Here is a 22103-nt window from a genome sequence, read left to right as displayed (position 1 = left end):
CTCTTGATCCAAAAAATTACCAGGCGGCGAACACTTCCTCGGCCAGGCCGAAGGCGGTGCTGGCGCCCGTGCCGCTGCTGACGGTCACGGCGCGGGTCTGGGCATCGGGGGCCTCCACCAGGCAGGGCTCGCTGGCCGAGGAGGGGTAGGTACCGACCCAGCGCTCTTCCACCCGCGCCTCGCGCAGCGGCAAGGCCTCGTGCAGATGGCGCAGGATCAGCTCGTCCACCGCCTCGGAAGCAAAGGGCGGCAGCACCGGGCCGTAGTGGTGCGAATCGCCCACCACCAGGGAGCCATCGGCGCTCTGCACCACGATCAGATGGATGCCATGGGCGAGGCTCTCGCCCTCCTCCGCCTGCAGGCGCTCGCGCAGGGCTTGCGCCTCGGGCAGCTCCGAGTAGCCCTCGTAGCGCACCAGGCTCAGCTCGCCCATCACCGAAGCCGGCAGCTTGAAGCCGGCCTGCGGCCGCACCCGCAGCATCTGCAGCTGGCACAGGCGCAGCTTGTGCGGCAGCCAGCGCTCGGCAAACAAGCCGTTCAGCTCGGCCCCGCCGCAGACCACCACCCGCTCGGCCTGGTAGCTGGCGCGCGAGCTCTGCACATGCGGGGCCTGCACCGCCAGCACGCTCTCGCCAAAGCGGAACTCCACCCCGTACCGCAGCGCCAGCCAGGTGGCCAGGCGCGGGATGGCGCTGCGCGACTCCACCCGCAGCTCATGCGGGCTGTAAAGCAGGGCACGCTGCGCCTCCAGGCGCAGGCTGGGGAAACGGGTCGCTGCCACCTCGGCGCTCAGCAGCTCGCAGCCCTGGCCCATCTCGCTGCGGGCAAAGGCGTCCACCACGGCCAGCGCCTCCTCGCGCCGCGCCGCCAGGCACAGGCCTTGGTGCAGGACCTCGATGCCGGCCTGCGGCGCCACGTCGGCCCAGACCTCGCGCGAGCGCCTGGCCCGCGCCCAGCTGGCGCCGGCTTTCTGGCCCGTCACCGTGACAAAGCCGAAGTTGCGGATGGAAGCGCCTATGCAGGCCGCGTCCCGCTCCAGCACCAGCACCTTCAAGCCTTGGCGGGCCGCCACCAGGGCATGGGCCAGGCCCACAATGCCCGCGCCCACCACCAATACATCGCATTTCATCGTCATCTCTTGGCTTCCACTCTCGTCCTACAAAATTCAGCGGGCCCGCCAGCGCTGGGTCTGCTTGATCAGCAAGCGCTCCAGCAGGGCCAGGACCAAACGCCCGCCGGCGGCGGTACCGAAGATCAACACCGCCATGGCGGCCGCGGGGCCGATATCGCCGGCGTCGTCCATGGCCAGCACGGCCACCGAGGCCAGGCTGGTCTCGGGTGAATACAGAAAGACCACGGCCGAAACGGTCGTCAGCGCATTGACGAAGAAATAACCCGCCACCTGCACCAACGTCGGCAGGCTGACCGGCAGATGCACCCGCAGCAAGGTCTTCCAAAAAGGCAGGCCCAGAGATTCGGCCACCAGCTCGTACTCGCGGTCCAGCTGGCGCAAGGCGCTCAGCTGGGTGATATGGGCCACCGAGAAGAAATGCGCCACCGTGCAGATCATCAACAAGCCCAGCGAGCCGTAGAGAAAGTGCAAGGGGTTCCAGGCCGCGTTGAAGAACAGGATGTAGCCCAGGCCCAGGGCCAGGCCCGGCACGGCCATGGGCAGGCTGGCCAGGGCATTGAGCACGCTGCGGGCGGCCGCCATCTGACGCGGCTTCTCGACCAGATAAGCCGTCAGAAAACTCAGGCCGGTGCCCAGCAGCGCCGTGCCCAGGGCCAGCTTGAGCGAGTTGTAATAACTGGCCCAACCCCCGCCGTCCATCAGATCGAACTGGTAGTTATTCAGGGACGGCGCCAGCTTGTAGGGCCAGAAGCTGGCCAGCGAGGCGAATACCGCCACGCCCAGCACCGCCAGCAGCAGAGTCGCGATCAGGCCGCAGTAGAGCAGCATGGCGCGGTCCAGCAGCGGGTAGGGCTGGGGCTGGTAGGGCACGGCACGCAGGCTCAGGCTGGCGCTCTGGGCGGCCCGCAGGCGCTGCTCCAGCCAGAAGGCCAGCAAGGCCGGCAGCAGCAGAAGCAGGGCCACGACGGCGCCCATCGGCAGCTTTTGTTGACCTATCACCTGCTTGTAGATATCGGTGGCCAGCACCTGCGTATTGCCGCCTATCACCTTGGGCACGCCAAAATCGGTGATCACCAGCACAAAGACCAGCACAAAGGAAATCACCAGACCGTAGCGGCTGGCCGGCAGGCTCACGCTGCGGAACACCCGCCAGCGGCTGGCGCCCAGGCTGGCGGCCGCCTCGTACAAGCGGCCATCGCTGGTGCCCAGGGCGGTCAGCAGAATCAGCAAGGCATGGGGAAAGGTCCAGAGCACCGAGCCGGTGACGATGCCGAAGGGCCCATAGACCGCCAGACCCGGCAGCCAGCTCTTCAACAAGCCCTGGTTGCCAAAGAGATAGATCAGGCTGATGGCCATCAGCAGCGAGGGCGCCAGCACCGGCACCAGGGCCACGGCGCGGAAAAAGCGCCGCCCCGGCATGCAGGTTTGGGTCAGGGCAAAGGCATAGCCATAGGCCAGGCCGACGCAGATCGCCGCGCTGAGCAGGGACAGCCACAGGCTGTTGAACAGCGAACGGCCCATATTGGGGCTGGCCAGATAAGCCCAGTGATTGGCCAGGCCGGAGAAATGCCCCTCGGCGTCCAGAAAACCCATGCCCAGCAAGGCCGCCACCGGCAGGGCGATGCCGATCAGCAAGGCCAGCAGGGCCAGGCCCAGCAGCAGGCCCAGCAAAGCCCGCTCGGCGGGCGGGCGCCTGGCGGGCAAGGCCGGGCGCGCAACAACAAGGGCAGGCATCACGGCGCTCATGCCGGGACCGCCTGGCTGAACACGGTGGCCGGTTCTGCCCGCATGGACAAGGGCTGGGCCAGCGCGTGCAAGGCCTCGCGCGGAATCTCCAGCAAGACCTGGGCCGGCCGCCCTGCCCCGCCCTGCAGCCAGGCCGGCAGCTGGGCGTCGCGCGCCGTGGGCAGTTCCGCCTCCAGCACATGCTCGGCGCCGAGGGCTTCGCAGCGCAGGCGGACCAGGGTGCAAGGCCCCAGGAACACCGTGTCCAGCACCTCGGCCGGCAAGCAATTGGGCTGCGCCTGGGCCGGGAAGGTGGAGGGCAGCGGCCGCAAGGCAATGGCCTCCGGCCGCAGGCCCAGCAGCACCGGGCTGCCGGTCTTGAAGCCATGCGTGTCGCAGGCCAGCTCCTGCGCGCCCACCCGCGCCCGCCCGCCGGCCACCACCAGGGCGGGCAGCAGATTCATCTTGCCGACAAAACCGGCCGCAAAAGGGCTGGCGGGCCGGGCGTACAGCGCTTGCGGGCTGCCCTGCTGCTCCACCTGGCCCTGGTGCATCAGCACGACCCGGTCCGACATGGACAAGGCCTCGTCCTGGTCATGCGTGACCATCAGCGTGGTGATGCCCAGCTGCTTTTGCAGGCGGCGGATCTCGCTGCGCAGGCCCGCCCGCACCTGGGCATCCAGGGCGGACAGGGGCTCGTCCAGCAGCAGCAGGCGCGGCCGCGGCGCCAGGGCCCGCGCCAGCGCCACGCGCTGCTGCTGGCCGCCGGACAGCTGGGCCGGGTATTTGTGCGCCTGCTCGGCCAGGCCGACCAGCGCCAACATCTCCAGCGCACGCGCCGCCCGCTCACGCCGGCCCAGGTCCTGCAGGCCATAGCTCACGTTCTGAGCCACCGTCAGATTGGGGAACAGGGCATAACTCTGGAACACCACGCCAAAACGGCGCTGCGAGGCCGGCTGGCGGGTGATGTCCTGGCCCTGCAGAAGGATGCTGCCGGTGTCCGGCGTCTCGATGCCGCAGAGTATGCGCAAGAGCGTGGTCTTGCCGCAGCCCGAGGGGCCCAGCAGGCTGATGAACTCGCCCGCTGCCACCGCCAGTTCGATGCCGCGCAGCACGGGCTGTGCGCCATAGCGCTTGCTGATGTGTTTGACCGACAGCATGATCTCACTCACTTCTTGGGCTCGGCCTTGCCTTCGTAACGACGCGCCCATTCGGTCAGGATGCGTTCGCGGTTGGCGGCGGCCCAGGCGAAGTCGTTCTTCACCAGCAGTTTTTCGATGTCGGCGGGCACGAATTCCAGGCGCTCCTGCACCTGCGGCAGGGCCAGCACGGCGAAGTTGCCGGCGTAGAGTTCATTGGCCTTGCGCGTCACGGCCCAGTCGGCCAGGGCGCGGGCGGCATCCTGCTTCTTGCTGGTCTTGAAGATGGCGGTCGCCTCCACATCCCAGCCCAGGCCTTCCTTGGGGAAGACGATGGCGATGGGCGCACCATCCTTCTTGGTCTTGTTGGCACGGTAGTCAAAGCTCAGGCCCACCGGGAACTCGCCCGCGCCGGCCTGGCGGCAGGGCTTGGAGCCGCTGTGGGTGTAGACGCCCATATTCTGGTGCAGGGCGTCCATAAAGGCCCAGCCCTTGGCCTCGCCCATGCCTTGCAGCCAGGCCGAAACCATCAGATAGCCGGTGCCACTGGACGCGGGGTGGGGCATGGTGATGGCGCCCTTGTAGGCCGGCAGGGTCAGGTCTTGCCAGGAGCTGGGCATGGGCAGCTTGCGCTTCTCGGCCTCCACCGTGTTGAAGCAGACGGCGGCGGACCACAGGTCCATGCCCACCCAGGTGGGCTGGGCGCGCGAGTCGCGCATATTGGCGCGCACCTGCTCCAGGCCCTTGGGTGCGTAGGGCTGCAACATGCCTTCCTTGTCCAGCAGCATCAGCGAGGTGGCGGCCAGGCCCCAGACGGCATCGGCCTGGGGATTGGCCTTCTCGGCCAGCAGGCGGGCGGTGATGATGCCGGTGCTGTCGCGCACGAACTTCAGCTCGATGGCGGGGTTGTCATGCTCGAAGGCGGCCTTGTAGGCCTTGATCTGATCGGCCTCCAGGGCCGAGTAGACCAGCAGCTCGGTCTTGCCCTGGGCCAGGGCGGCGCCGGCCAGCAGCGGCAGCAGGGTCGACAAGCCGACCAGGCGCAGGGATTGCAAGAGTTTCATCGTCATCGTCTTCACTCCGTTGGAGATGGGTTTTCGGGGCTTGGAGAATGGCGGCGAGGCCATTCGTGGGAGTACCTGGAAGTACCTGGAATAGGCGAAACTCTAGGGATGAGGGATGAAACGACCGCGTCAAATGACGCAAATTTGACAAAACAGGTATTGGGATCTTTCGGTCTCGCAGCCGGAGCCACACCATGCTGGTAACCCAGCTCAAATCCTTTTTCGTGGTGGCGCGCCTGGGCAGCGTGACCCTGGCGGCCAAACAGCTAGGCCTGAGCCAACCCACCGTCACCACCCAGATCCGCGCGCTGGAGGAGCTCTACGGGGTGGAGCTGTTCCACCGCAGCAGCGGCCGGCTCAATATCAGCGATGCGGGCGTGCGCCTGCTGCCCCTGGTGGACCAGTTGCTGCAGCAGGAGATCAATGTGGAGTTCGCCCTGCGCAATGCGGGCGAGCCGCAGCAGGGCAGCCTGCGCCTGGGGGCGACGGCGCCCTACTACATCCTGGACATCGTGCAGCGCTATCGCCAGCGCTTCCCGCTGGTGGACATCAGCATCGGCGCGGGCAACTCGCGCCAGATGATCGATGCCTTGCAGGAATACCGGGTCGACCTGGCCACCTCCTCGCATCTGGAGACCGACCCCCGCCTGCATCGCATCGAACTGGGCTCCGACCCCCTGGTGCTGGTGCTGCACCGCAACCACCCCCTGGCCCAGCAGGCGGCCGTGCCCCTGGCGGCCCTGGCCGAAGCCATGCTGCTGAGCCGCGAGCGCGGCTCCAAGACCCGCCAGCTGACCGAGGACATGCTGGCCGCCGCCGGCGTCCAGCCCCGCGCCAGCATGGAGATCGCCAGCCGCGAGGCCTTGCGCGAGGCGGTGATACGCCAGATGGGCGTCTGCGTCTTCGCCCGCAACGAGGTCAGCGAACACCCGGAGCTGCGCGCCCTGCCCTTTGTCGAGCCCACGCCGCTGGTGCCCGAGTATCTGTACTGCCTGAAGGACAGGCGGCGGGCCCGGCTGATCGAATCCTTTTTGGCCGAATGCCAGGTGAAATGAATCCGGGCCGGGCTTGCGCCACCTCAAAGGCCCGGGAAAAGCCGTAGAAAACGGCCGCCAGCGGGCCGGTTTTGAGCTGGGCTAAGCTGCATACTACGTGCACGCTAGCCCTCAAAGGAGACCTTGATGCCCAAGCTTGTTGCCGAGAAGATTGAACTGACCGGGCTGCTGGATCGCAGCGCCATGCTGAGCCTGCTGGAGCAGGCCGCGGCCGAAGCCATCCAGCGGGCCCAGCCCCTGGCCGTGCTGGCCCTGGATGTGGATCACTTCAAGGACTATCAAGACACCCAAGGCCTGCCCCAGGCCGAGGCCACCTTGCTCAAGCTGGCCACCCAATTGCAGGCCCAGCTGCCCGCTGGCGCCACCCTGGCCCATCTGGGCGCGGACGCCTTTGTGGTGCTGCTGCCGGGGCGCGATCTTGCCGCCGCGCTGGAACAAGCCGAGGCCCTGCGCCTGGCCGTGCAGGCCGACTTCGCGCCCCTGACCATCTCGCTGGGCGTTGCCGCCAGCCCCGAGGGCAGGAACTGGACGGCCCGTGCCCTGCTGGCCCTGGCCGACACCCGCATGACCTTCGCCAAAAAGCGCCTGCTGCCCCACCACAACCACAGCTGGGCCGGCACCCTGCCCTCGGACTGGTACGCCCGCCTGGACGTTCAACCAGGCTTCTGGCCCAGCATTTGAGCGGCTTGGCTGCAGGCCAGGGCCGGCCCCTGGCACTCAATTCTGGGGATGCCCTCCGGCAAAGCTTGGGGCTAGGCTGCCAAGCTCTTAGCCGCCACCCATGGAGTACCCAAATGCCACGATCCCTCCCCATCAAGCGCCTGACTCTTCTTGCTGCTGGCCTCGCGCTGGCTAGCCAGGCCGGCGCCGCCACGGTGCTGACCTTCCCCTCGGCCAATAGCTGCTCCGCGCAGATTGACGGCTATGGCGCCCTGCAAGCCTGCACCAACGGCTCGCACATCAACCAGGCGGTTGGCGACGCCGCCGGCATCGATGTGCAGTACACCGACGTCAACCAGAGCGCGCCCACCAGCCTGCTGTGGTGGGACGGCGGCTATAACCAGCTGCCCAGCGCCCTCTGGGCCAGCGGCGGCGACGCCTCATCCCATGCCCGCATCACTCTGCTGGCCCTGCCCGGCAGCAGCATCACCCTGGGCGGTTTCGACCTCGGCGCCTGGCCCAACACCAGCCGGGGCAGCAATCTGCATGTGTACGAAGTCGGCGGCCCGGACCTGTACAACGGCGCCGTCACCATAGGCCAGCAGCCCAGCAATTTGTCCACCCATTTCGGCTTTGCCGCGACCTCGAACAAGGGCTGGGTGATCGAATGGTGGAACTCCGCCTACAACGTGGGGCTGAACAATCTGAGCTACGAAGTCAGCGCCGTGCCCGAGCCGCAGAGCTGGTTGCTGCTGCTGGGCGGCCTGGGCCTGCTGGCGCGCCTGCGCCGGCGCGGCTGAGGGCCGTTCTGCCCATACACAGCAGCGAGCCGAAAAGCGGGGACAATCCCTCTTCCCCGCATTTTTCTCTCCTATTGAAGGCTCGCCTTGAAAAAGACTTATCAGCTGCGCGTCGAAGGCAAAAACCCCGACCGCCTCCTCGAAGCCATCAAGTTCGAGATCCGCAAATACATCAAGCGCGAACAAGGCAAGGCCCTGCCCAAGGGCTTTGACATCTGGGACTTTGACTGCCGCATCGGCGCCAGCGCGGCCGAGGCCCAGATCACCCACCCAGCCGAGATCAACCCCGCCATCGACGAGGTCCTCAAGACCGGCGCCACCGCCTTCTACATCGAACTGCTCGCCAAGCCCGCCCAGCGCAAGCCACGCCCTGCCCCCACCATCATCCCGCGCCATGGCAGCGCGGCCGACGATGCGGATGACGCGCTGGAAGACTGATCAATTCCTGGCTTGATTGATTGATTGATGGACCGGGGCGGCGGGAGCTGTCCGGCCGCCCCGTCCAATTCGGAGCATGAAATCAGCGCGCTGCATATGGGCTGCCCAGATCCCAGCGCGACTGCCAGTGCGCAAGGTAGCGACGCGAGACCTCCGGCATATCGCGGATCACCAGCACATTCTCTGAATTGACCGTCTCGGCCGATTCCGCGTAGTTGAACGAGCCCGTTTGGACCGTGGCGCCGTCCGCGATGATGGTCTTGTCGTGATGGATATGAAAGTGGCTATTGGTCCGAAGTTCCACCCCGTTGCGTGTGACGAAGTCCATCGCCGCTTTGCTGGCCTTGCCCTGGTTGCGCTTTTTGTCGACTACCACGCGCACAGTCACTCCGCGCTTCCGGGCCTCGACCAGGGCTTGCATGATGTCGGGCGCCTGGAAAGCATAGGCAAGCATCTGAATGCTCTGCTTCGCGCCGCCTATTGTTTCAAGCACCAACTCTTTCGCCGAGCCCTCAGGCGAGAACCCGACCTGCACCTTGGGTTCAGCAGAAAGGGCAAACGAAGCGCCGAGCAGGGCCGCCAGTACGGCCCATCGAATAAGTCTCACGTTTGAAGCCTTCTTGCGAGGATGGATGTGGGGCTCGCGCACCGTCTTCGACGGCGCGCCTAGCCAGGAACCTGCGCTGAGTTTTCTAAGCCTCTCGTTGGTCTCATTTGCCACCCCAGGTGCACTTTGTGAAACCGCTGACTTGAGTCATTCGTGCTTGCCGGGCGTAGGTACCGGCGGCCGATGTGTCTCCGATCAGAACAGAGAAGTCGGACAGTTCAGCGCTGGCATTTGCCTGCCAACAATCAGCCTTGGCAAGGCTCTGAGGTGGGGTGATCTTCACGGGCACCTGGGCTTCGTCCAACTTGATGCGACTGAAGTTCGCCTTGAAGAACTGCCCGGCTGTTTGAAGCACTTCTTTAGCTGGGCGGAACTCCAACTCGCCACCGTCGTTGGGCTCGAACCGGACGATGCCGGACGCTTGAAGCTTGCCAGTCACGCGCAAAGAGCCGTAGATGCTGGCTTGGTCCGCAGACACCGTGAAGGGAAGGCGACCAGCGGGGCGGCAGTCCAGCAGCGCCGCGTCGCCGCGGTTGGCAATCTTGGTATTGCCTCGGATCGACCGAATCTCAAAGCCCTGCGGAAGTGCCGCTGTCAGCCGAGAAGGTGTGACCTCGCAAGAGTCGCCCTGAGCACAGCTGATTCTGATGCAGTCTTGGGCGAGCGAAGCCTGCGCGGACGCCAGGAGGACGGCGGACGCGAGGAGATGCCGGTTCATGAGGCCTGACGAGGCTGGGCAATAACCCCTTTTTCGCATGGCATGCAGAACGAGTTGTTTGGCCGTGTGGCTAGTTTTTTCCATCGCAGAATTGACTTCGCCGTCTGTGTCTCGCGGTCCATTCTGACCGATTTTCGGCGTGATTTTGCGACGCCGGCCTCGGCATGAGCGTGCGCGAATTCCAGGGCTTCCTCGCCGATCAGCAGCGTCACCGACGCTGTGATGAACAAGGCCGCGGCCGACTACTCTGGCTCATACTTTGACTTCATTTCAAAGTACGCATGCTTGCAATGCTCATAGTAGGAGCGTTCATCGTTTGATCGCTCTTCGGCCTTCGTGCCGCTCTCGACAGGGTCGGCCTGATTCGTTTCCACGATCTCAAGCGTAAGTTTGTCGCCGAGCCGCAGAGAATTTTCCTCCAGCCAAACAAGGTGTTCGTCGTCGTTGCCTTTCTCTCGTGCAGTCAACCCACCTAGCCGAAACGTAAAGTCTGGTGGCTCGTCTTCGTCTCCTCTCAACGGGTGACTTGTCGGGCCGAGCTTTCCACACAGCGTGAGGATTGCAGAAAGAACGCTAAGGTCTGACGCACCGCCAGTAACTACCGGGCCGTCGTTGATTTGCACTCGCACCGCGTACATGCCGACTCTTGTCTCTGTAGTTCTATCGCTCATTGACTCAGCATAACGTTATATTTAAGCGCCCTATCGACTGCGCTCCTTTCATCGTGCGTGCTGCGTGGCACACGACGACCTGACCCCACCCCCTGCGAGCGTTTTCATGTGAGTACCCAGCTTGCTTGAAGGAGCAGAGGTCGAGGTCGAATCCTCGGTGGTCTTGGAACTCGTGCGGGACAGTGATTGCTCCGCATACGACTGCGAATTCATTGCGCTCGCGATGAAGCTCGACACCAAGCTGGTCACCACGGATAAAAAGCTCCTACGAGCATTTCCGAAGCGCGCTATTGCCCTTGCTGCGGGCTAGACAAGATGGCTAAACAATGCTGGCCCCGGCTTCGAGCAGGAGTTGCCTGAGAATTGAGCGGTGGCAACGCGCCTCAATTTCACAGTAACACCCGACTGAAAAATAAGAATTCTTTGACAGGGCGGCCAGCAACTCAATGGAGCGACTGGCATCGGGCGCCTTCATTTCGCGCCGAAAGCTTTTCTCAAATTCGCGCCACTGGGCATCTGTTTCAACCGCCTGGCCCAGCTTCATCGCTTCGACGCTTGAGGCCAGATTGGGATACCAAACGTCGTACCAATTGCCCGAGGCGAATTCGCTTTTTGCGACGCCGCGCGGGGGGCGACGAACCGTTCCAATGCGCGTGCCCTCGTCTGGCATGCGGCCGGAACCAAGTCTGACGATCCGTATAGCCATGCGTCTTCCTAATGAGCTAAGGAATGGAAAGGACTTCCCCACCCTGGGTCAGCCGCCTTGTGGCAAACGGCAACGGAGTGCCGCAACGGGCAGTAAGGCATCTCATCAACACACACGGAAGGGCTAGTCCGTGATGATTCGGATGTCGGCATCGATCTCGCCAAGAATTCTGTGCATTTATTGCTGACCGATCGATGCGGCCAGTTTGAGCCCCAAGGCCCCCATGATGCCCCCGGCAGCGCGATCAATCCATTTTTTGAACCGGAGATATGCGTTGCGTGGAGCTTCGGATGACAAGACGGTTGCAACGACGGCATACCAACCGGCCTCAACGAAAAACACCAGTGCGACAAGCAGCAGATTGAATTGAAGGCTCGGCGTGGCCGGCAGGAAGGCTGCAAATACGCTGGCATAGACGATGGCCGTTTTGGGGTTGCTGACTTGTGTTGCCAGGCCAAGCAATAAATAGCTTTTGCGTGGCTGAGCGCTTTCCGGCCCTGCCACGCTTGCTTCAAGCGAATGCGCCGCGCCACGCCAGATTCGCAAGCCCAGGTAGGCCAGGTAAAGACCGCCTGCGACCTTGAGCACGATATAGAGCGCCGGCACAGCCAGAAAGAGGGCATTTAAGCCGAGCAAGGAAGCGGCGGCAAAAAGCAATGCACCAAGCCCCATGCCCAGGGCCGCGCTCAAGCCCCTGCTCCTCCCGGACGATGCAGCGGTTCGGGCCACCATCACAAAGCTAGGCCCTGGGCTTGCTGCGCCGACACAGAGCGCGGCGCCGATGCCTATCAAGGCAGCAAATTCACTCATGGCTGACTCCCAAATTAGTGGGTGCTGGGTTGGTGATTAGGTCCATGGTGACTCCAAGCATGAGCGGTAGCGTCACCGCGCTGCGCACAGTGACGCGACGAGTTGTCCGTGAAAGCCGGCATCAGATGCAAGCTTGATTCGATCTACCGGCAGCGTGCGCGACTCTGCCAGCCTCCTTCCGACGGCGCCTCTTCCTTCGAACTCAGAACGTGAGCTTGGGGTCGCAGTCCTGGCATTGCAGTCCACAACATACTCTTGACGCGCCGAGCGGCGGCATGCCGCTGCGCTTGACGCAAGTACGGCGGCTAGGTACTCGGTGTGGACGACTGCCGTAGCCACACCTAGCTTCGCCTTCGAGGCGTATGTGCGAACGAACGCTAGGTTTCCGTTCCAATCCTTCAGCGGCTGGCTCCACTCGGAACCGATCAGAGCGAGAACGCGCGGAGCAAACTTCTCCGAGGGAATGCGCTCAGCCGCAACCGTCAGACCTGGCTTGTCCGCGGCGCTCGCGCTCTTGAGGGAGGTGGCCAAGCTGCTCGCGCAAATGTCCGCGACCTTGGACTCCTTGAAGTCGCTTGCGTAGATCAGATGCCAGCCATACTCTGATTTGACCGGTTCGGAGACTGTCTTTGGGGCAAGTGAGAACAGAGCCTGTTCGAACGACTTGACCATGGTCCCCTCTTGCACGGCTCCCAAGTCGCCGCCGGTAGTTGCCGAACCGGGATCTTTGCTCTCCGCTCTTGCGATCTTTTGGAACTGCTCGAAGAGCGCCGGACCGCTCAGTCCTGACAGACGTCGATGCACATCCTGGGCCGCCTGCTGCGAGCTGAACATGATGTGGTAAGTATGGGCCTCTCGCAGAGTGTCGTACTCATCCTTTTCACCCCAGGGCGTCATAGCCGAGACGTGACACATGGCGCTCGCGAGCAGCAGGGGAGTGAGGATGTGCTTGACGGACATGCTTGAATGGTGGCGGGCGCATCAAGTGACGCATAACGTGGAAATAACCGGCAACCGGGGTGCGGGGCACGGACGGAACCAACTAGCCATCGCTGCGCGGCCGCTTCGATTGGGGCGATTTATGAGAGAGGGACTTTCGTGCAAAGAGCAGTCGCTCAGCAAGGTCCGTAACGACCCATTCCTCAATGATGAGCGAGTTGCAGAAGCGGCTGACTACCATCTCGCGCCAGACGATCGGCAGACCTGTCGCCGGGAAGCCCTTGAACGCTCCCGTGTGTGTCGCATGCATAGTTCGCTGCCAACTCACGGTATCTGCTGACTCCATGAAGAACTGCACATCGACCGCCAAGTCAGGAAAGGCGCCGCGATACAGCTCGATGACTGATCGAATCAACTTCGATCCACCGCGCAAGTCTTGGTCCGTCGTGTGAACGACGTAGTCAGGGGCGAAGTACTTGCTGATCGCCTCGACTTGTCCGTCGCGGAAGAGCGCGGAAGTGGCGCTCAGGATCTGCTCTTTGGCAAGCTGATTCATGGCAGGTGGATGGCCTGTGATGCTTAGCGAGGCTGGACAATAACCCGTTTTCCGCATGGCACGCAGAACAAGTTGTTTGGCTTTGAACGCATGGCCGCGCTGCAAATCCTCGCGATCCCCCCGGGCATCGCTGTGGTTCGCGCCAAACCCAGGGGGTCTGGCCTTCGTCAAGCACAAAAGACCCTCAGGGTCTTTTGTATCCAGACTCAGCCGTGACAAGTCCGATTGACAGGCTTCTACGCGTCAACGGCTGAGGAAGCGCTGACCCGGCAGCGCCCTCAAAACGCCGCAATCCCCGTCATCGCCCGGCCCAGAATCAGCGCATGGATGTCGTGCGTGCCCTCGTAGGTGTTGACCACCTCCAGATTGACCAGATGGCGGGCGATGCCGAATTCGTCGCTGATGCCGTTGCCGCCCAGCATGTCGCGGGCCGTGCGGGCGATGTCCAGGCTCTTGCCGCAGCTATTGCGCTTCATGATGGAGGTGATCTCCACCGCGGCCGTGCCTTCGTCCTTCATGCGGCCCAGGCGCAGGCAGCCTTGCAGGCCCAGGGTGATTTCGGTCTGCATATCGGCCAGCTTTTTCTGCACCAATTGATTGGCGGCCAGGGGCTTGCCGAATTGCTTGCGGTCCAGCGTGTATTGGCGGGCGGTGTGCCAGCAGTCTTCGGCCGCACCCAAAGCGCCCCAGGCGATGCCGTAGCGAGCGCTGTTGAGGCAGGTGAAGGGACCCTTCAGGCCACGCACCTCGGGGAAGGCGTTTTCCTCGGGGCAGAAAACCTCGTCCATGACGATCTCGCCGGTGATGGAGGCGCGCAGGCCCACCTTGCCGTGGATGGCGGGGGCGCTCAGGCCCTTCCAGCCCTTCTCCAGCACAAAGCCGCGGATGGCGCCTTCGTCGTCCTTGGCCCAGACCACGAAGACATCGGCCACCGGGCTGTTGGTGATCCACATCTTGGCGCCGCTGAGGCTGTAACCGCCCGCCACCTTCTTGGCACGGGTGACCATGGAGCCGGGGTCGGAGCCGTGGTTGGGTTCGGTCAGGCCGAAGCAGCCTATCCACTCGCCCGTGGCCAGCTTGGGCAGATACTTTTGCTTGGTGGCTTCGTTGCCGAACTCGTTGATGGGCACCATCACCAGCGAGCTTTGCACGCTCATCATGGAGCGGTAGCCGGAGTCCACCCGCTCCACCTCACGGGCGATCAGGCCGTAGGCCACGTAGTTGAGGCCGGGGCCGCCGTACTCGGGGGCGATGGTGGGGCCCAGCAGGCCGATCTCGCCCATCTCGCGGAAGATGGCCAGGTCGGTGCGCTCGTGGCGGAAGGCCTCCAGCACACGCGGTGCCAGGCGCTCCTGGCAGTAGCTGGCGGCGGCGTCGCGCACCATGCGCTCATCGTCGCTGAGCTGCTCGTTCAAAAGCAGCGGATCGTCCCAATGGAAAGAAGCTTTATTGCTCATTTTTTGTCTCCTGATGGCTTTAGTAACTCAATGGTAATTCAGGCGGGGTCGGTCTCCGGCACGACGGCCGTGACCTCGATCTCCACCTTGGCGCGGTCCTCCATCAAGGCCAGAACCTGCACCGCCGTCATCGCGATCTGGTACTCGCTGCCCAGCACCTCGCGGTAGACGGCGCCCACCTCGCGGCCACGGGCCAGGTACTCGCGCTTGTCGGTCAGATACCAGGTCATGCGGGTCATGTGGCGGGGTTCGGCGCCGGCCTCGGCCAGCACGGCCTTGATATTGAGCAGGGTCTGGCGCACTTGGGCGATGAAGTCGTCGCTCTCGAACTGGCAGGCCGCGTTCCAGCCGATCTGGCCGGCCACAAACACATTGCGCCCGCTGGCCGCCACCCCGTTGGCATAGCCGCGCGGCGCGGCCCAGCCGGGGGGCTGCAGGATCTGTTTGGAAGAAGAGTTACTGTTGTTTGTTGTCATGGGCTTGCACTCCTGCGGCGCACTGCTCCAGCGCGGCGCGTAAATCATCGGGAAAGGCTTGGGGCTTGTGCGTCTCCAGCGAGGTGCAGACCAGCACCTGCTCAAAGGCCACGCGCTGGCCGTCCTCCCCTTCAAAGGAAATATTCAGGGCCAAAGATGTACGGCCCAGCCTGGAGATGGCGACGCGCTGGCGCAGCACATCGCCCATGCGGCTGATGCGCTTGAAGTCGGCCACCAGGCGCACGCTGGGCAGGCCCACGCGGCGCGGGCCCAGCAGCTGTGCGTAGTCCACGCCCAGGCCCTGGCTGATCCAGTCTTCCACCAGGGCATTGAGCATCTCGAAATAGCGCGGGTAGAAGACGATGCCCGCCGGGTCGCAATGCCCGAAGCGCACCAGCTCTTGCCGCTCGAATACAAAGTCAGCTGCTGTCATTTTTAAACACCGAGATAGCGGAGCCAGAGCGCGTGGTCGGCGTCCAGGGCGGCGGAATCACCGGCCCAGACCATCTGGCCCCGCTCCAGAATGTGATGGCGGTCGGCCAGGCGGATCAGGCGTTTGACGTATTTGTCCACCACCAGAATCGTCTGCCCCGACTCACGCAAGACCTTCAGGCAGCGCCAGATTTCCTCGCGGATCAACGGGGCCAGGCCCTCGCTGGCCTCGTCCAGAATCAGCAGACGCGGATTGGTCACCAGGGCCCGGCCTATGGCCAGCATCTGCTGCTCACCGCCCGAAAGTTGATTGCCCATGTTTCCAGCCCGCTCGCGCAGGCGCGGGAACAGATCAAACACCCGCTCCACACCCCAGGGCTGTGGCGCGCCGCAGCGATTGGCCGCAAAGGCCTGCAGATGTTCACGCACCGAAAGGTTAGGAAACACCTGCCGCCCCTCGGGCACGATGGCCAGCCCCAGGCGCGCGATGCGGTCGGCCGGCCAGCCATTGACCACCTCGCCGCAAAAGCGGATCTGCCCGGCCTTGGGCTTCATCCAGCCGCTCAGGCAGCGCAGCGTCGTGCTCTTGCCCATGCCATTGCGGCCCAGCAAGGTCACCACCTCGCCGGCCTGGATGCTGAAGTCCAGGCCGAACAACACCTGGCTGCTGCCGTAAGAGGCTTGGAGCCCGGTCACTTCCAACAGCGCGCTCACAGCGCTGCCTCCATCGCTTCCTCATCCCCCAGATAGGCTTTCTTCACCTCGGGGTGGGCGCGGATCTCGTCCGGCGTGCCGCTGGCGATCACCCGCCCGAACACCAGGGTGGAGATGCGGTCGGCCAGGCGGAACACCGCGTCCATATCGTGCTCCACCAGCAGCAGGGTCACATCCTGCCGCAGCGATTGCAGCAGCAGCACCATGCGCTCCGATTCGTCCGGCCCCATGCCGGCCATGGGCTCGTCCAGCAGCAGCAGGCGCGGCCTGGCGGCCAGGGCCAGGCCCAGCTCCAGCTGCCGCTGTTCGCCGTGAGCCAACGAGCCCGCCTGCCGCTGCGCATGGGCCGCCAGGCCGATGCGGGCTAGCAAGGCTTGTGCCTCGTCGCGCAGGGCCGCATCGGCGCCGGCCCGCCGCCACAAGCTGGGCCAACCGGGCCGGCGCGCCTGCACGGCCAGGCAGAGGTTGTCCAGCACGCTAAAGCTCTTGAAGATGCTGGTGATCTGGTAGGAGCGCACCAGCCCCGCCCTCACCCGCGCGGCCATGGGCTTGAGGCTCAGGTCTTGCCCGTCGAAGAGGATGCGTCCCGCGTCGGGCTTGAGGGCGCCGGAGATCTGGTGGATCAGCGTCGTCTTGCCCGCGCCATTGGGGCCGATCAGGGCGTGGACCTCGCCCGCCCTCACCTCGAAGCTGGCATGATCGGTCGCGGCCAGGGCGCCAAAGCGCTTGACCAGCGCTTCTATCTTCAACAAGGGCTGGGCCTGCTCACTCATGTTTCGCTCCCCGCTTGCGGGCCAGAAGCAGGCCCGCCAGACCCTTGGGCGCGAACAAGACCACGCACAAGAGCAAGACCCCCAGCACCATCTGCCAATGCAAGGTGTAGCCCGAGAGCACTTCCTCCAGCAGCAGCAAGACCGCCGCCCCCAAGACCCCGCCCCACAGCGCACCGGCCCCGCCGATGATCAGCATGATGAGCAACTGGCCCGACTGCGACCAATGCAGCATATGCGGCGTCACCAGGCCGTTCAGATTGGCCAGCAAGGCGCCCGCCAGCCCGGCCAGCGCAGCGGCCAGCACAAAAGCCTGCCACTGCAGCGCGAACACGGGGCTGCCGACGGCGCTCATGCGCTGCTCGTTCTCCTTGATGCCTTGCAGCAGCTGGCCAAAGGGTGAGTTGATCCAGCGCTGCAGCGCCGCCATCACCAGCGCCCCCAGGGCCAGGACCAGCCAGTAGAACTGGGCATCGTTCTGCAGGTCCAGGCCAGGCAGCAGTGAGCGCTGCGGCAGGGGCAGGCCGTCCTCACCGCCATAGGCCTTCAGCGACACCATCAGGTAATAAAACATCTGCGCGAAGGCCAGGGTGATCATGATGAAGTAGACGCCCCGGGTGCGCAGGCTGATGGCGCCTATCAAGGCCGCCGCCAGCGCGCTGACGAGCATGGCCAGGGGCCAGGCCACCCAGGCCTGCACCACGCCGGCCTCGGCCAGCATGCCCACGGTGTAGGCGCCCAGGCCCACAAAAGCGGCATGGCCGAAGCTGACCATGCCACCAAAGCCCAGGATCAGATTCAGGCTGGAGGCCGCGATGGCAAAGATCAGCACCCGGCTCATCACCCCCAGATAGAACTCCATCCCCAGGGCAGCCAGCAGGGGCGGCAAGGCGGCCAGCAGCAGCAAGAGGCCGCCGGCCCAGGCCCCCAGGCCGCGCTGCTGAAGCGATACAGGCATGGCGTTCATCCGCGTGCCGGGAACAGGCCCGCCGGTTTCCAGAACAAGACCGCCGCCATCAGCACATAGATCAGGATGGAGGCCAGGGCCGGGCCTAGATTGCTGGCCACCTCGGCGGAGGCCAGCTGGCGCAGCAGGGCCGGCAGCAAGGCGCGGCTGCAGGTGTCCACTAGGCCCACCAGCAAGGCGCCGACCAGGGCCCCGCGTATCGAACCTATGCCGCCGATGACGATGACCACAAAGGCCAGAATCAGAATGCTCTCACCCATGCCCACCTGCACCGCCAGCAAGGGCCCCAGCATGGAACCCGCCAGCGCACACAAGGCCGCGCCAAAGCCGAACACCAGGGTGAACAAGCGGCCCGTGTTGACGCCCATGGCCATGGCCATGGGTCGGTTGGAGGCCCCGGCCCGCACCCACATGCCGATGCGGGTGCGCGTTACCAGCAAATAAAGCAGGCCCGCCACGCCCAAGCCCACGGCGATGATGAGCAGGCGATAGGCCGGATAGAACAGCCCCGGCAGCAACTCCACCGGGCCGGACAGCGCGGCCGGTGTGTTCAGCATCATGGGTTGCTCGCCCCAGATCATGCGCACGCCCTCGTTGCAGATCAGGATCAGCGCAAAGGTGGCCAGCACCTGGGACAGATGATCACGCTGGTAGAGCCGCCGCAACAACGTCAGCTCCAGCAGCATGCCGAACAACGCCGTGCCGCCCAGGGCCGCCAGCACCGCAAGCGTGAAGGAGCCGGTGGCCTGGGCCGTGGCGGCGGCCAGATAGGCGCCCACCATGTAGAGCGAGCCATGGGCCAGATTGATCATGTCCATGATGCCGAAGACCAGGGTCAGGCCGGCCGCCAGCAGGAAGAGCATCAGGCCGAACTGCAGGCCGTTGAGGGCCTGCTCGGTGAGCAGGATCCAGTTCATTGCGCCGGCATCTTGCAAGCGGCCGCGTAGGCGTCCGCGTGCTGGCCGAAGATCTTGCCCAGGGTCTTGTTCGTGACCCGGCCCTGGCCGTCCTTGGTGATGACACGCAGATAGTAGTCCTGCACGGGGAACTGGTTATGGTTGAAGCGGAAGGCGCCGCGCACCGAGGCGAACTTGGCCGCCTTCAGCGCCTTGAGCAGGGCCGGCTTGTCCTCCACCCGGCCCTTGACTTCGCGCACGGCGGCGTCCATCAGCTGGGCCGCGTCATAGCCTTGCGAGGCGTAGAGCGAGGGCAGGCGGCCATACTCCTTCTGGAAGTCGGCGACGAATTTCTTGTTGGCGGCGTTGTCCAGGTCATGCGCCCATTGCGAGCTATTGAACATGCCCAGCATGGGCTCGCCCACGGCCTTGATCACGTCCTCGTCGGCCGAGAAGCCGGGGCCGAACAAGGTGATGTCCTTGGACAGGCCGGCACCCACAAACTGCTTGATGAAGTTGATGCCCATGCCGCCGGGCAAAAAGATATACATGCCGTCGGGCTTGGCGGCGCGGGCCTGGGCCAGCTCGGCCGCGTAGTCCAGCTGGCCCAGCTTGGTGAAGATCTCCTCCACCACCTGGCCCTGGTAGTAACGCTTGAAGCCAGCGGCGGCGTCCTTGCCGGCGGGGTAGTTGGGCGCCAGGATCACGACTTTCTTGAAGCCCTTGTCCGTCATGGTCTTGCCCACGGCCTCGTGCAGATTGTCGTTCTGCCAGGCCACATTGAAGAAGAAGGGGTTGCACTGCTCGCCCGCGTATTGCGAGGGGCCGGCATTGGCGCTGATGAAGGGCGTCTTGCTGGCAAACACGCCGGGGCCCACGGCCAGCATCAGATTGGAGAACACGATGCCGGTCATGAAGTCGACCTTGTCGCGCTTGAGCAGGCGGTCCGAGGTCTGCTTGGCGACCTCGGGGTTTTGCTGGTCGTCCGCCGTCAGCACCTCCACCGGCAGGCCGCCAAACTTGCCGCCGCTGTGCTTGAGCGCCAGGGCGAAGCCATCGCGTATATCCAGGCCCAGGCCGGCGCCGGGGCCCGACAAGGTGCTCAACATACCGACCTTGATCTTGTCGGCCGCCTGGGCCGGGGCGGCGCCCAGCGCGAGCGTCGTCAACACCAGGGCCAGGCCTTGCTTGTGCAAGCTAGCTGTCGTCTTCATCGCCATCTCCTTGAGGAATTTCAGGATTTCAGGATTTCAGGGTTTCGCCTTGAGCAGGTCGCTGCGCAGCCGGAAGCGCTGCAATTTACCCGTCTCGGTCCTGGGCAGCTGACTGCAGAACTCCACGGCACGCGGGTATTTATAGGGTGCCACCTGGGCCTTCACAAAATCCTGCAAAGCCTTGACCATGGCCGCATCGGCCACATGGCCGGGCCGCAGCACCACAAAGGCCTTGACGATCTGCCCGCGCGCTTCATCGGCCTGCCCCACCACGCCACATTCCGCCACGGCCGGGTGCAAGAGCAGGGCCGCTTCCACCTCCGGCCCGGCGATGTTGTAGCCGCCCGAGATGATCATGTCGTCGGTGCGCGCCTGGTAGACGAAGCAAGCCTCTTCGTCCATCAGATAAGCATCGCCCGTCAGGTTCCAGCCATTGAGCACATAGCCCTGCTGGCGCGGGTCGGCCAGGTAGCGGCAGCCGGTCGGGCCTTTGACGGCCAGGCGGCCGACCTGCCCGGGCGGCAAGACCTGACCCTCCTCGCCCAGAATGCAGGCCCGGTAGCCCGGCACCGGCCGGCCGGTGGCGCCGGGCTTGGCATGGGCTTCATCGTGCGAGATGAAGATGTGCAGCAGCTCGGTGGCACCGATGCCGTCGATCAGCTCGATGCCCGTGGCCTCCTTCCACAGGGCGCGGGTGGCCGCCGGCAAGGCCTCGCCGGCGCTGACGCATTTGCGCAGGCTGCTCAAATCAAATTGCCCCACCTGCGGCGCCATCACGCGGTAGGAGGTGGGTGCGGTGAAGCAGACGGTGGCGCGGTACTTGGCAATCGCGGGCAGCAGGGCCTCGGGCGAGGCTTTCTCCAGCAGCACGGTGGAGGCGCCCACCGTCATGGGGAAGAGCAGCAGGCCGCCTAAGCCAAAGGTGAAGGCCAGCGGCGGGCTGCCGATGAAAACGTCGTCCGCCTGCGGCTTCAGCAGATGCGGTGGCCAGCAGCGGCAGATGGCCAGCACATCGCGGTGAAAGTGCATGCAGCCCTTGGGCGCACCGGTGGTGCCGGAGGTGAAGGCGATCAGGCAGCAGTCGTCCGCGGCCGTGTCCACATTGCTGAAGTCGCCGGGCTTGGCGGCGGCACGGGCCTCCAGGCCATCGGGCGCGGCGCTGTGATAGAAGCAGAGCGACTTCAGCACCGGGCTCTGGGCTTGCGCCAGCAGCAGTTCCTCGCTCAAGCGTTCGTCGCACAGGGCGTGGCTGACCTGGGCCTTGTCGAGAATCTGGCCCAGCTCCTTGGCGCGCAGCAAGGGCATGGTGGCCACGGCGATGGCGCCGGCCTTTTGAATCGCAAACCAGCAGGCCGCCAGCTGCGGCGTGTTGGCGCCTCGCAGCAGCACCCGGTTGCCGGGCAGCAGGCCGAAGTCCTCGACCAGCACATGGGCGATGGCGTTAGCCTGGGCCTGCAGCTGCGCATAAGTCCAGCTCACATCGACACCCTGGATGCACAGGCGATCGCCCTGCCCGCTCGCCACCCAGGCGTCCAGCAGCTCGCTGGCGCAGTTCAGGCGCTCGGGGAATTGCAGCTCCGGCAGCTCGAAGATCAGCTCGGGCCACTGCTCGGGCGGTGGCAGGCTGTCGCGGGCGAAGGTGTCGAGATGGGCGGTGTAGGTCATGGCGCATGCCCCAGTCTTTGAATAGTTGGCTGACCAAAATGAGTTGGGATACCTTTGGCAGGCCCAGCCGGGAATTCGCCCCGGCGGGCGACCTCCTTTCTTGTGCGCACAAGAAAGGAGGCAAAGAAAGCGCCCCGAATGCCTGGCCCCTGCGGGGTCCGCTGCGGTACTCGAATTTGCCGGGCCGCGCCCAACTCGCTTCGTTCGCTTTGCTCACTTCGCTCAAACAAGGGGCGCGAAGTCAGTGCTGGAAGTCGCTTCGCGACGCCCGACAAATTCTGCGTTCCTCGCCCAGGCAACACGGGGAATTCGGTCACGGCTCGCTGCGCGTCGCCTCGATAGGTGTCAGCGCTTCGCGCTGAACGCCAGTTCGGCTGTTGACCGAGGCGACGCGCAGCGAGCCGTGACGGGGTTCGGTCCCATATGTCTGGGTGAGGAGCGGAAAATTCCAGGGCAGGCGCGTCAGCGCCCTCAACTTCTAGCTTCGCGCGG

At 64.7% G+C, this 22103-nt stretch carries 25 protein-coding genes; 5 read left to right on the top strand and 20 right to left on the bottom strand.

The window, feature by feature from the left end; translation table 11 throughout:
* Positions 1 to 16 precede the first annotated feature (16 nt).
* From HNP55_RS11920 to HNP55_RS11905, 4 genes are read right to left on the bottom strand one after another with little or no spacing between them, the layout of a single operon-like run.
* Positions 17 to 1135, bottom strand: a complete 1119-nt coding sequence (locus HNP55_RS11920) for a TIGR03364 family FAD-dependent oxidoreductase (protein ID WP_409993740.1) — start codon at positions 1133 to 1135, stop codon at positions 17 to 19.
* 30 nt (positions 1136 to 1165) lie between these two features.
* The gene (locus HNP55_RS11915; protein ID WP_246448358.1) at positions 1166 to 2866 is read right to left on the bottom strand and encodes a putative 2-aminoethylphosphonate ABC transporter permease subunit; all 1701 of its coding nucleotides are present in this window, start codon (positions 2864 to 2866) and stop codon (positions 1166 to 1168) included.
* A gap of 8 nt (positions 2867 to 2874) precedes the next feature.
* Positions 2875 to 4017 carry an ABC transporter ATP-binding protein gene (locus HNP55_RS11910; RefSeq protein WP_184299493.1) on the bottom strand — a complete coding sequence of 381 codons (1143 nt, stop codon included), beginning with the start codon at positions 4015 to 4017 and terminating at the stop codon, positions 2875 to 2877.
* Positions 4018 to 4025: 8 nt separating this feature from the next.
* On the bottom strand, positions 4026 to 5051 hold the full coding sequence (locus HNP55_RS11905) for a putative 2-aminoethylphosphonate ABC transporter substrate-binding protein (protein ID WP_409993741.1): 1026 nt from the start codon (positions 5049 to 5051) through the stop codon (positions 4026 to 4028).
* A 203-nt stretch (positions 5052 to 5254) separates the two neighbouring features.
* Here HNP55_RS11905 and HNP55_RS11900 point away from each other — a divergent pair, with 203 nt between their 5' ends.
* From HNP55_RS11900 to HNP55_RS11885, 4 genes are all read left to right on the top strand, one after another.
* Positions 5255 to 6115, top strand: a complete 861-nt coding sequence (locus HNP55_RS11900) for a LysR substrate-binding domain-containing protein (protein ID WP_184299491.1) — start codon at positions 5255 to 5257, stop codon at positions 6113 to 6115.
* A 126-nt stretch (positions 6116 to 6241) separates the two neighbouring features.
* On the top strand, positions 6242 to 6796 hold the full coding sequence (locus HNP55_RS11895; protein ID WP_184299489.1) for a GGDEF domain-containing protein: 555 nt from the start codon (positions 6242 to 6244) through the stop codon (positions 6794 to 6796).
* A 113-nt stretch (positions 6797 to 6909) separates the two neighbouring features.
* Positions 6910 to 7575, top strand: a complete 666-nt coding sequence (locus HNP55_RS11890) for a PEP-CTERM sorting domain-containing protein (RefSeq protein ID WP_184299487.1) — start codon at positions 6910 to 6912, stop codon at positions 7573 to 7575.
* Between the two features lie 87 nt (positions 7576 to 7662).
* Entirely contained in the window at positions 7663 to 8013 is a 351-nt protein-coding gene (locus HNP55_RS11885) for a DUF6172 family protein (RefSeq protein WP_184299485.1), read from the top strand.
* Between the two features lie 82 nt (positions 8014 to 8095).
* Here HNP55_RS11885 and HNP55_RS11880 read toward each other — a convergent pair whose 3' ends face one another.
* The 3 genes from HNP55_RS11880 to HNP55_RS11870 all read right to left on the bottom strand — a co-directional run bounded on the left by HNP55_RS11880 (position 8096) and on the right by HNP55_RS11870 (position 10009).
* Complete coding sequence (locus tag HNP55_RS11880; protein ID WP_348648695.1) at positions 8096 to 8734, bottom strand: phospholipase D family protein; 639 nt, start codon at positions 8732 to 8734, stop codon at positions 8096 to 8098.
* Positions 8724 to 9422, bottom strand: a complete 699-nt coding sequence (locus HNP55_RS11875) for a hypothetical protein (protein ID WP_184299483.1) — start codon at positions 9420 to 9422, stop codon at positions 8724 to 8726. The genes HNP55_RS11880 and HNP55_RS11875 overlap by 11 nt, the downstream gene beginning before the upstream one ends.
* A gap of 158 nt (positions 9423 to 9580) precedes the next feature.
* Entirely contained in the window at positions 9581 to 10009 is a 429-nt protein-coding gene (locus HNP55_RS11870) for a hypothetical protein (protein ID WP_184299480.1), read from the bottom strand.
* Between the two features lie 121 nt (positions 10010 to 10130).
* Here HNP55_RS11870 and HNP55_RS23990 point away from each other — a divergent pair, with 121 nt between their 5' ends.
* Entirely contained in the window at positions 10131 to 10319 is a 189-nt protein-coding gene (locus HNP55_RS23990; RefSeq protein ID WP_221439551.1) for a type II toxin-antitoxin system VapC family toxin, read from the top strand.
* 9 nt (positions 10320 to 10328) lie between these two features.
* Here the strand turns inward: HNP55_RS23990 and HNP55_RS11865 are convergent, their stop codons facing one another.
* From HNP55_RS11865 to HNP55_RS11805, 13 genes are all read right to left on the bottom strand, one after another.
* On the bottom strand, positions 10329 to 10715 hold the full coding sequence (locus tag HNP55_RS11865) for a DUF488 domain-containing protein (protein ID WP_184299478.1): 387 nt from the start codon (positions 10713 to 10715) through the stop codon (positions 10329 to 10331).
* Between the two features lie 177 nt (positions 10716 to 10892).
* Positions 10893 to 11525: a LysE family translocator gene (locus HNP55_RS11860; protein ID WP_184299475.1), complete on the bottom strand. Its 633-nt coding sequence runs from the start codon at positions 11523 to 11525 to the stop codon at positions 10893 to 10895.
* 72 nt (positions 11526 to 11597) lie between these two features.
* Positions 11598 to 12485, bottom strand: coding sequence for a peptidylprolyl isomerase (locus tag HNP55_RS11855; RefSeq protein WP_184299474.1), 888 nt, complete (start codon positions 12483 to 12485; stop codon positions 11598 to 11600).
* 82 nt (positions 12486 to 12567) lie between these two features.
* Positions 12568 to 13020, bottom strand: a complete 453-nt coding sequence (locus HNP55_RS11850; protein ID WP_184299472.1) for an ester cyclase — start codon at positions 13018 to 13020, stop codon at positions 12568 to 12570.
* A 278-nt stretch (positions 13021 to 13298) separates the two neighbouring features.
* On the bottom strand, positions 13299 to 14477 hold the full coding sequence (locus tag HNP55_RS11845) for an acyl-CoA dehydrogenase (protein ID WP_184299470.1): 1179 nt from the start codon (positions 14475 to 14477) through the stop codon (positions 13299 to 13301).
* 38 nt (positions 14478 to 14515) lie between these two features.
* Positions 14516 to 14953 carry a RidA family protein gene (locus HNP55_RS11840; RefSeq protein ID WP_184299468.1) on the bottom strand — a complete coding sequence of 146 codons (438 nt, stop codon included), beginning with the start codon at positions 14951 to 14953 and terminating at the stop codon, positions 14516 to 14518.
* Complete coding sequence (locus HNP55_RS11835) at positions 14934 to 15386, bottom strand: acyl-CoA thioesterase (RefSeq protein ID WP_184299466.1); 453 nt, start codon at positions 15384 to 15386, stop codon at positions 14934 to 14936. Before HNP55_RS11835 ends, HNP55_RS11840 begins: the two co-directional genes overlap by 20 nt.
* 2 nt (positions 15387 to 15388) lie before the next feature.
* On the bottom strand, positions 15389 to 16099 hold the full coding sequence (locus tag HNP55_RS11830) for an ABC transporter ATP-binding protein (RefSeq protein WP_409993739.1): 711 nt from the start codon (positions 16097 to 16099) through the stop codon (positions 15389 to 15391).
* Positions 16096 to 16872, bottom strand: a complete 777-nt coding sequence (locus HNP55_RS11825) for an ABC transporter ATP-binding protein (protein ID WP_184299464.1) — start codon at positions 16870 to 16872, stop codon at positions 16096 to 16098. Before HNP55_RS11825 ends, HNP55_RS11830 begins: the two co-directional genes overlap by 4 nt.
* Complete coding sequence (locus HNP55_RS11820; protein WP_184299462.1) at positions 16865 to 17827, bottom strand: branched-chain amino acid ABC transporter permease; 963 nt, start codon at positions 17825 to 17827, stop codon at positions 16865 to 16867. Before HNP55_RS11820 ends, HNP55_RS11825 begins: the two co-directional genes overlap by 8 nt.
* A gap of 5 nt (positions 17828 to 17832) precedes the next feature.
* The gene (locus tag HNP55_RS11815) at positions 17833 to 18753 is read right to left on the bottom strand and encodes a branched-chain amino acid ABC transporter permease (protein WP_184299460.1); all 921 of its coding nucleotides are present in this window, start codon (positions 18751 to 18753) and stop codon (positions 17833 to 17835) included.
* Complete coding sequence (locus HNP55_RS11810; protein ID WP_184299458.1) at positions 18750 to 19946, bottom strand: ABC transporter substrate-binding protein; 1197 nt, start codon at positions 19944 to 19946, stop codon at positions 18750 to 18752. The genes HNP55_RS11815 and HNP55_RS11810 overlap by 4 nt, the downstream gene beginning before the upstream one ends.
* A gap of 36 nt (positions 19947 to 19982) precedes the next feature.
* The gene (locus HNP55_RS11805; protein ID WP_184299456.1) at positions 19983 to 21611 is read right to left on the bottom strand and encodes an AMP-binding protein; all 1629 of its coding nucleotides are present in this window, start codon (positions 21609 to 21611) and stop codon (positions 19983 to 19985) included.
* Positions 21612 to 22103: the final 492 nt, after the last annotated feature.

The organism is Roseateles oligotrophus, assembly GCF_014204525.1.
Classification (GTDB): domain Bacteria; phylum Pseudomonadota; class Gammaproteobacteria; order Burkholderiales; family Burkholderiaceae_C; genus Paucibacter_A; species Paucibacter_A oligotrophus_A.
Note: the sequence above shows the minus strand (reverse complement) of the source record. Positions and strands in the feature narration are given on the sequence as shown.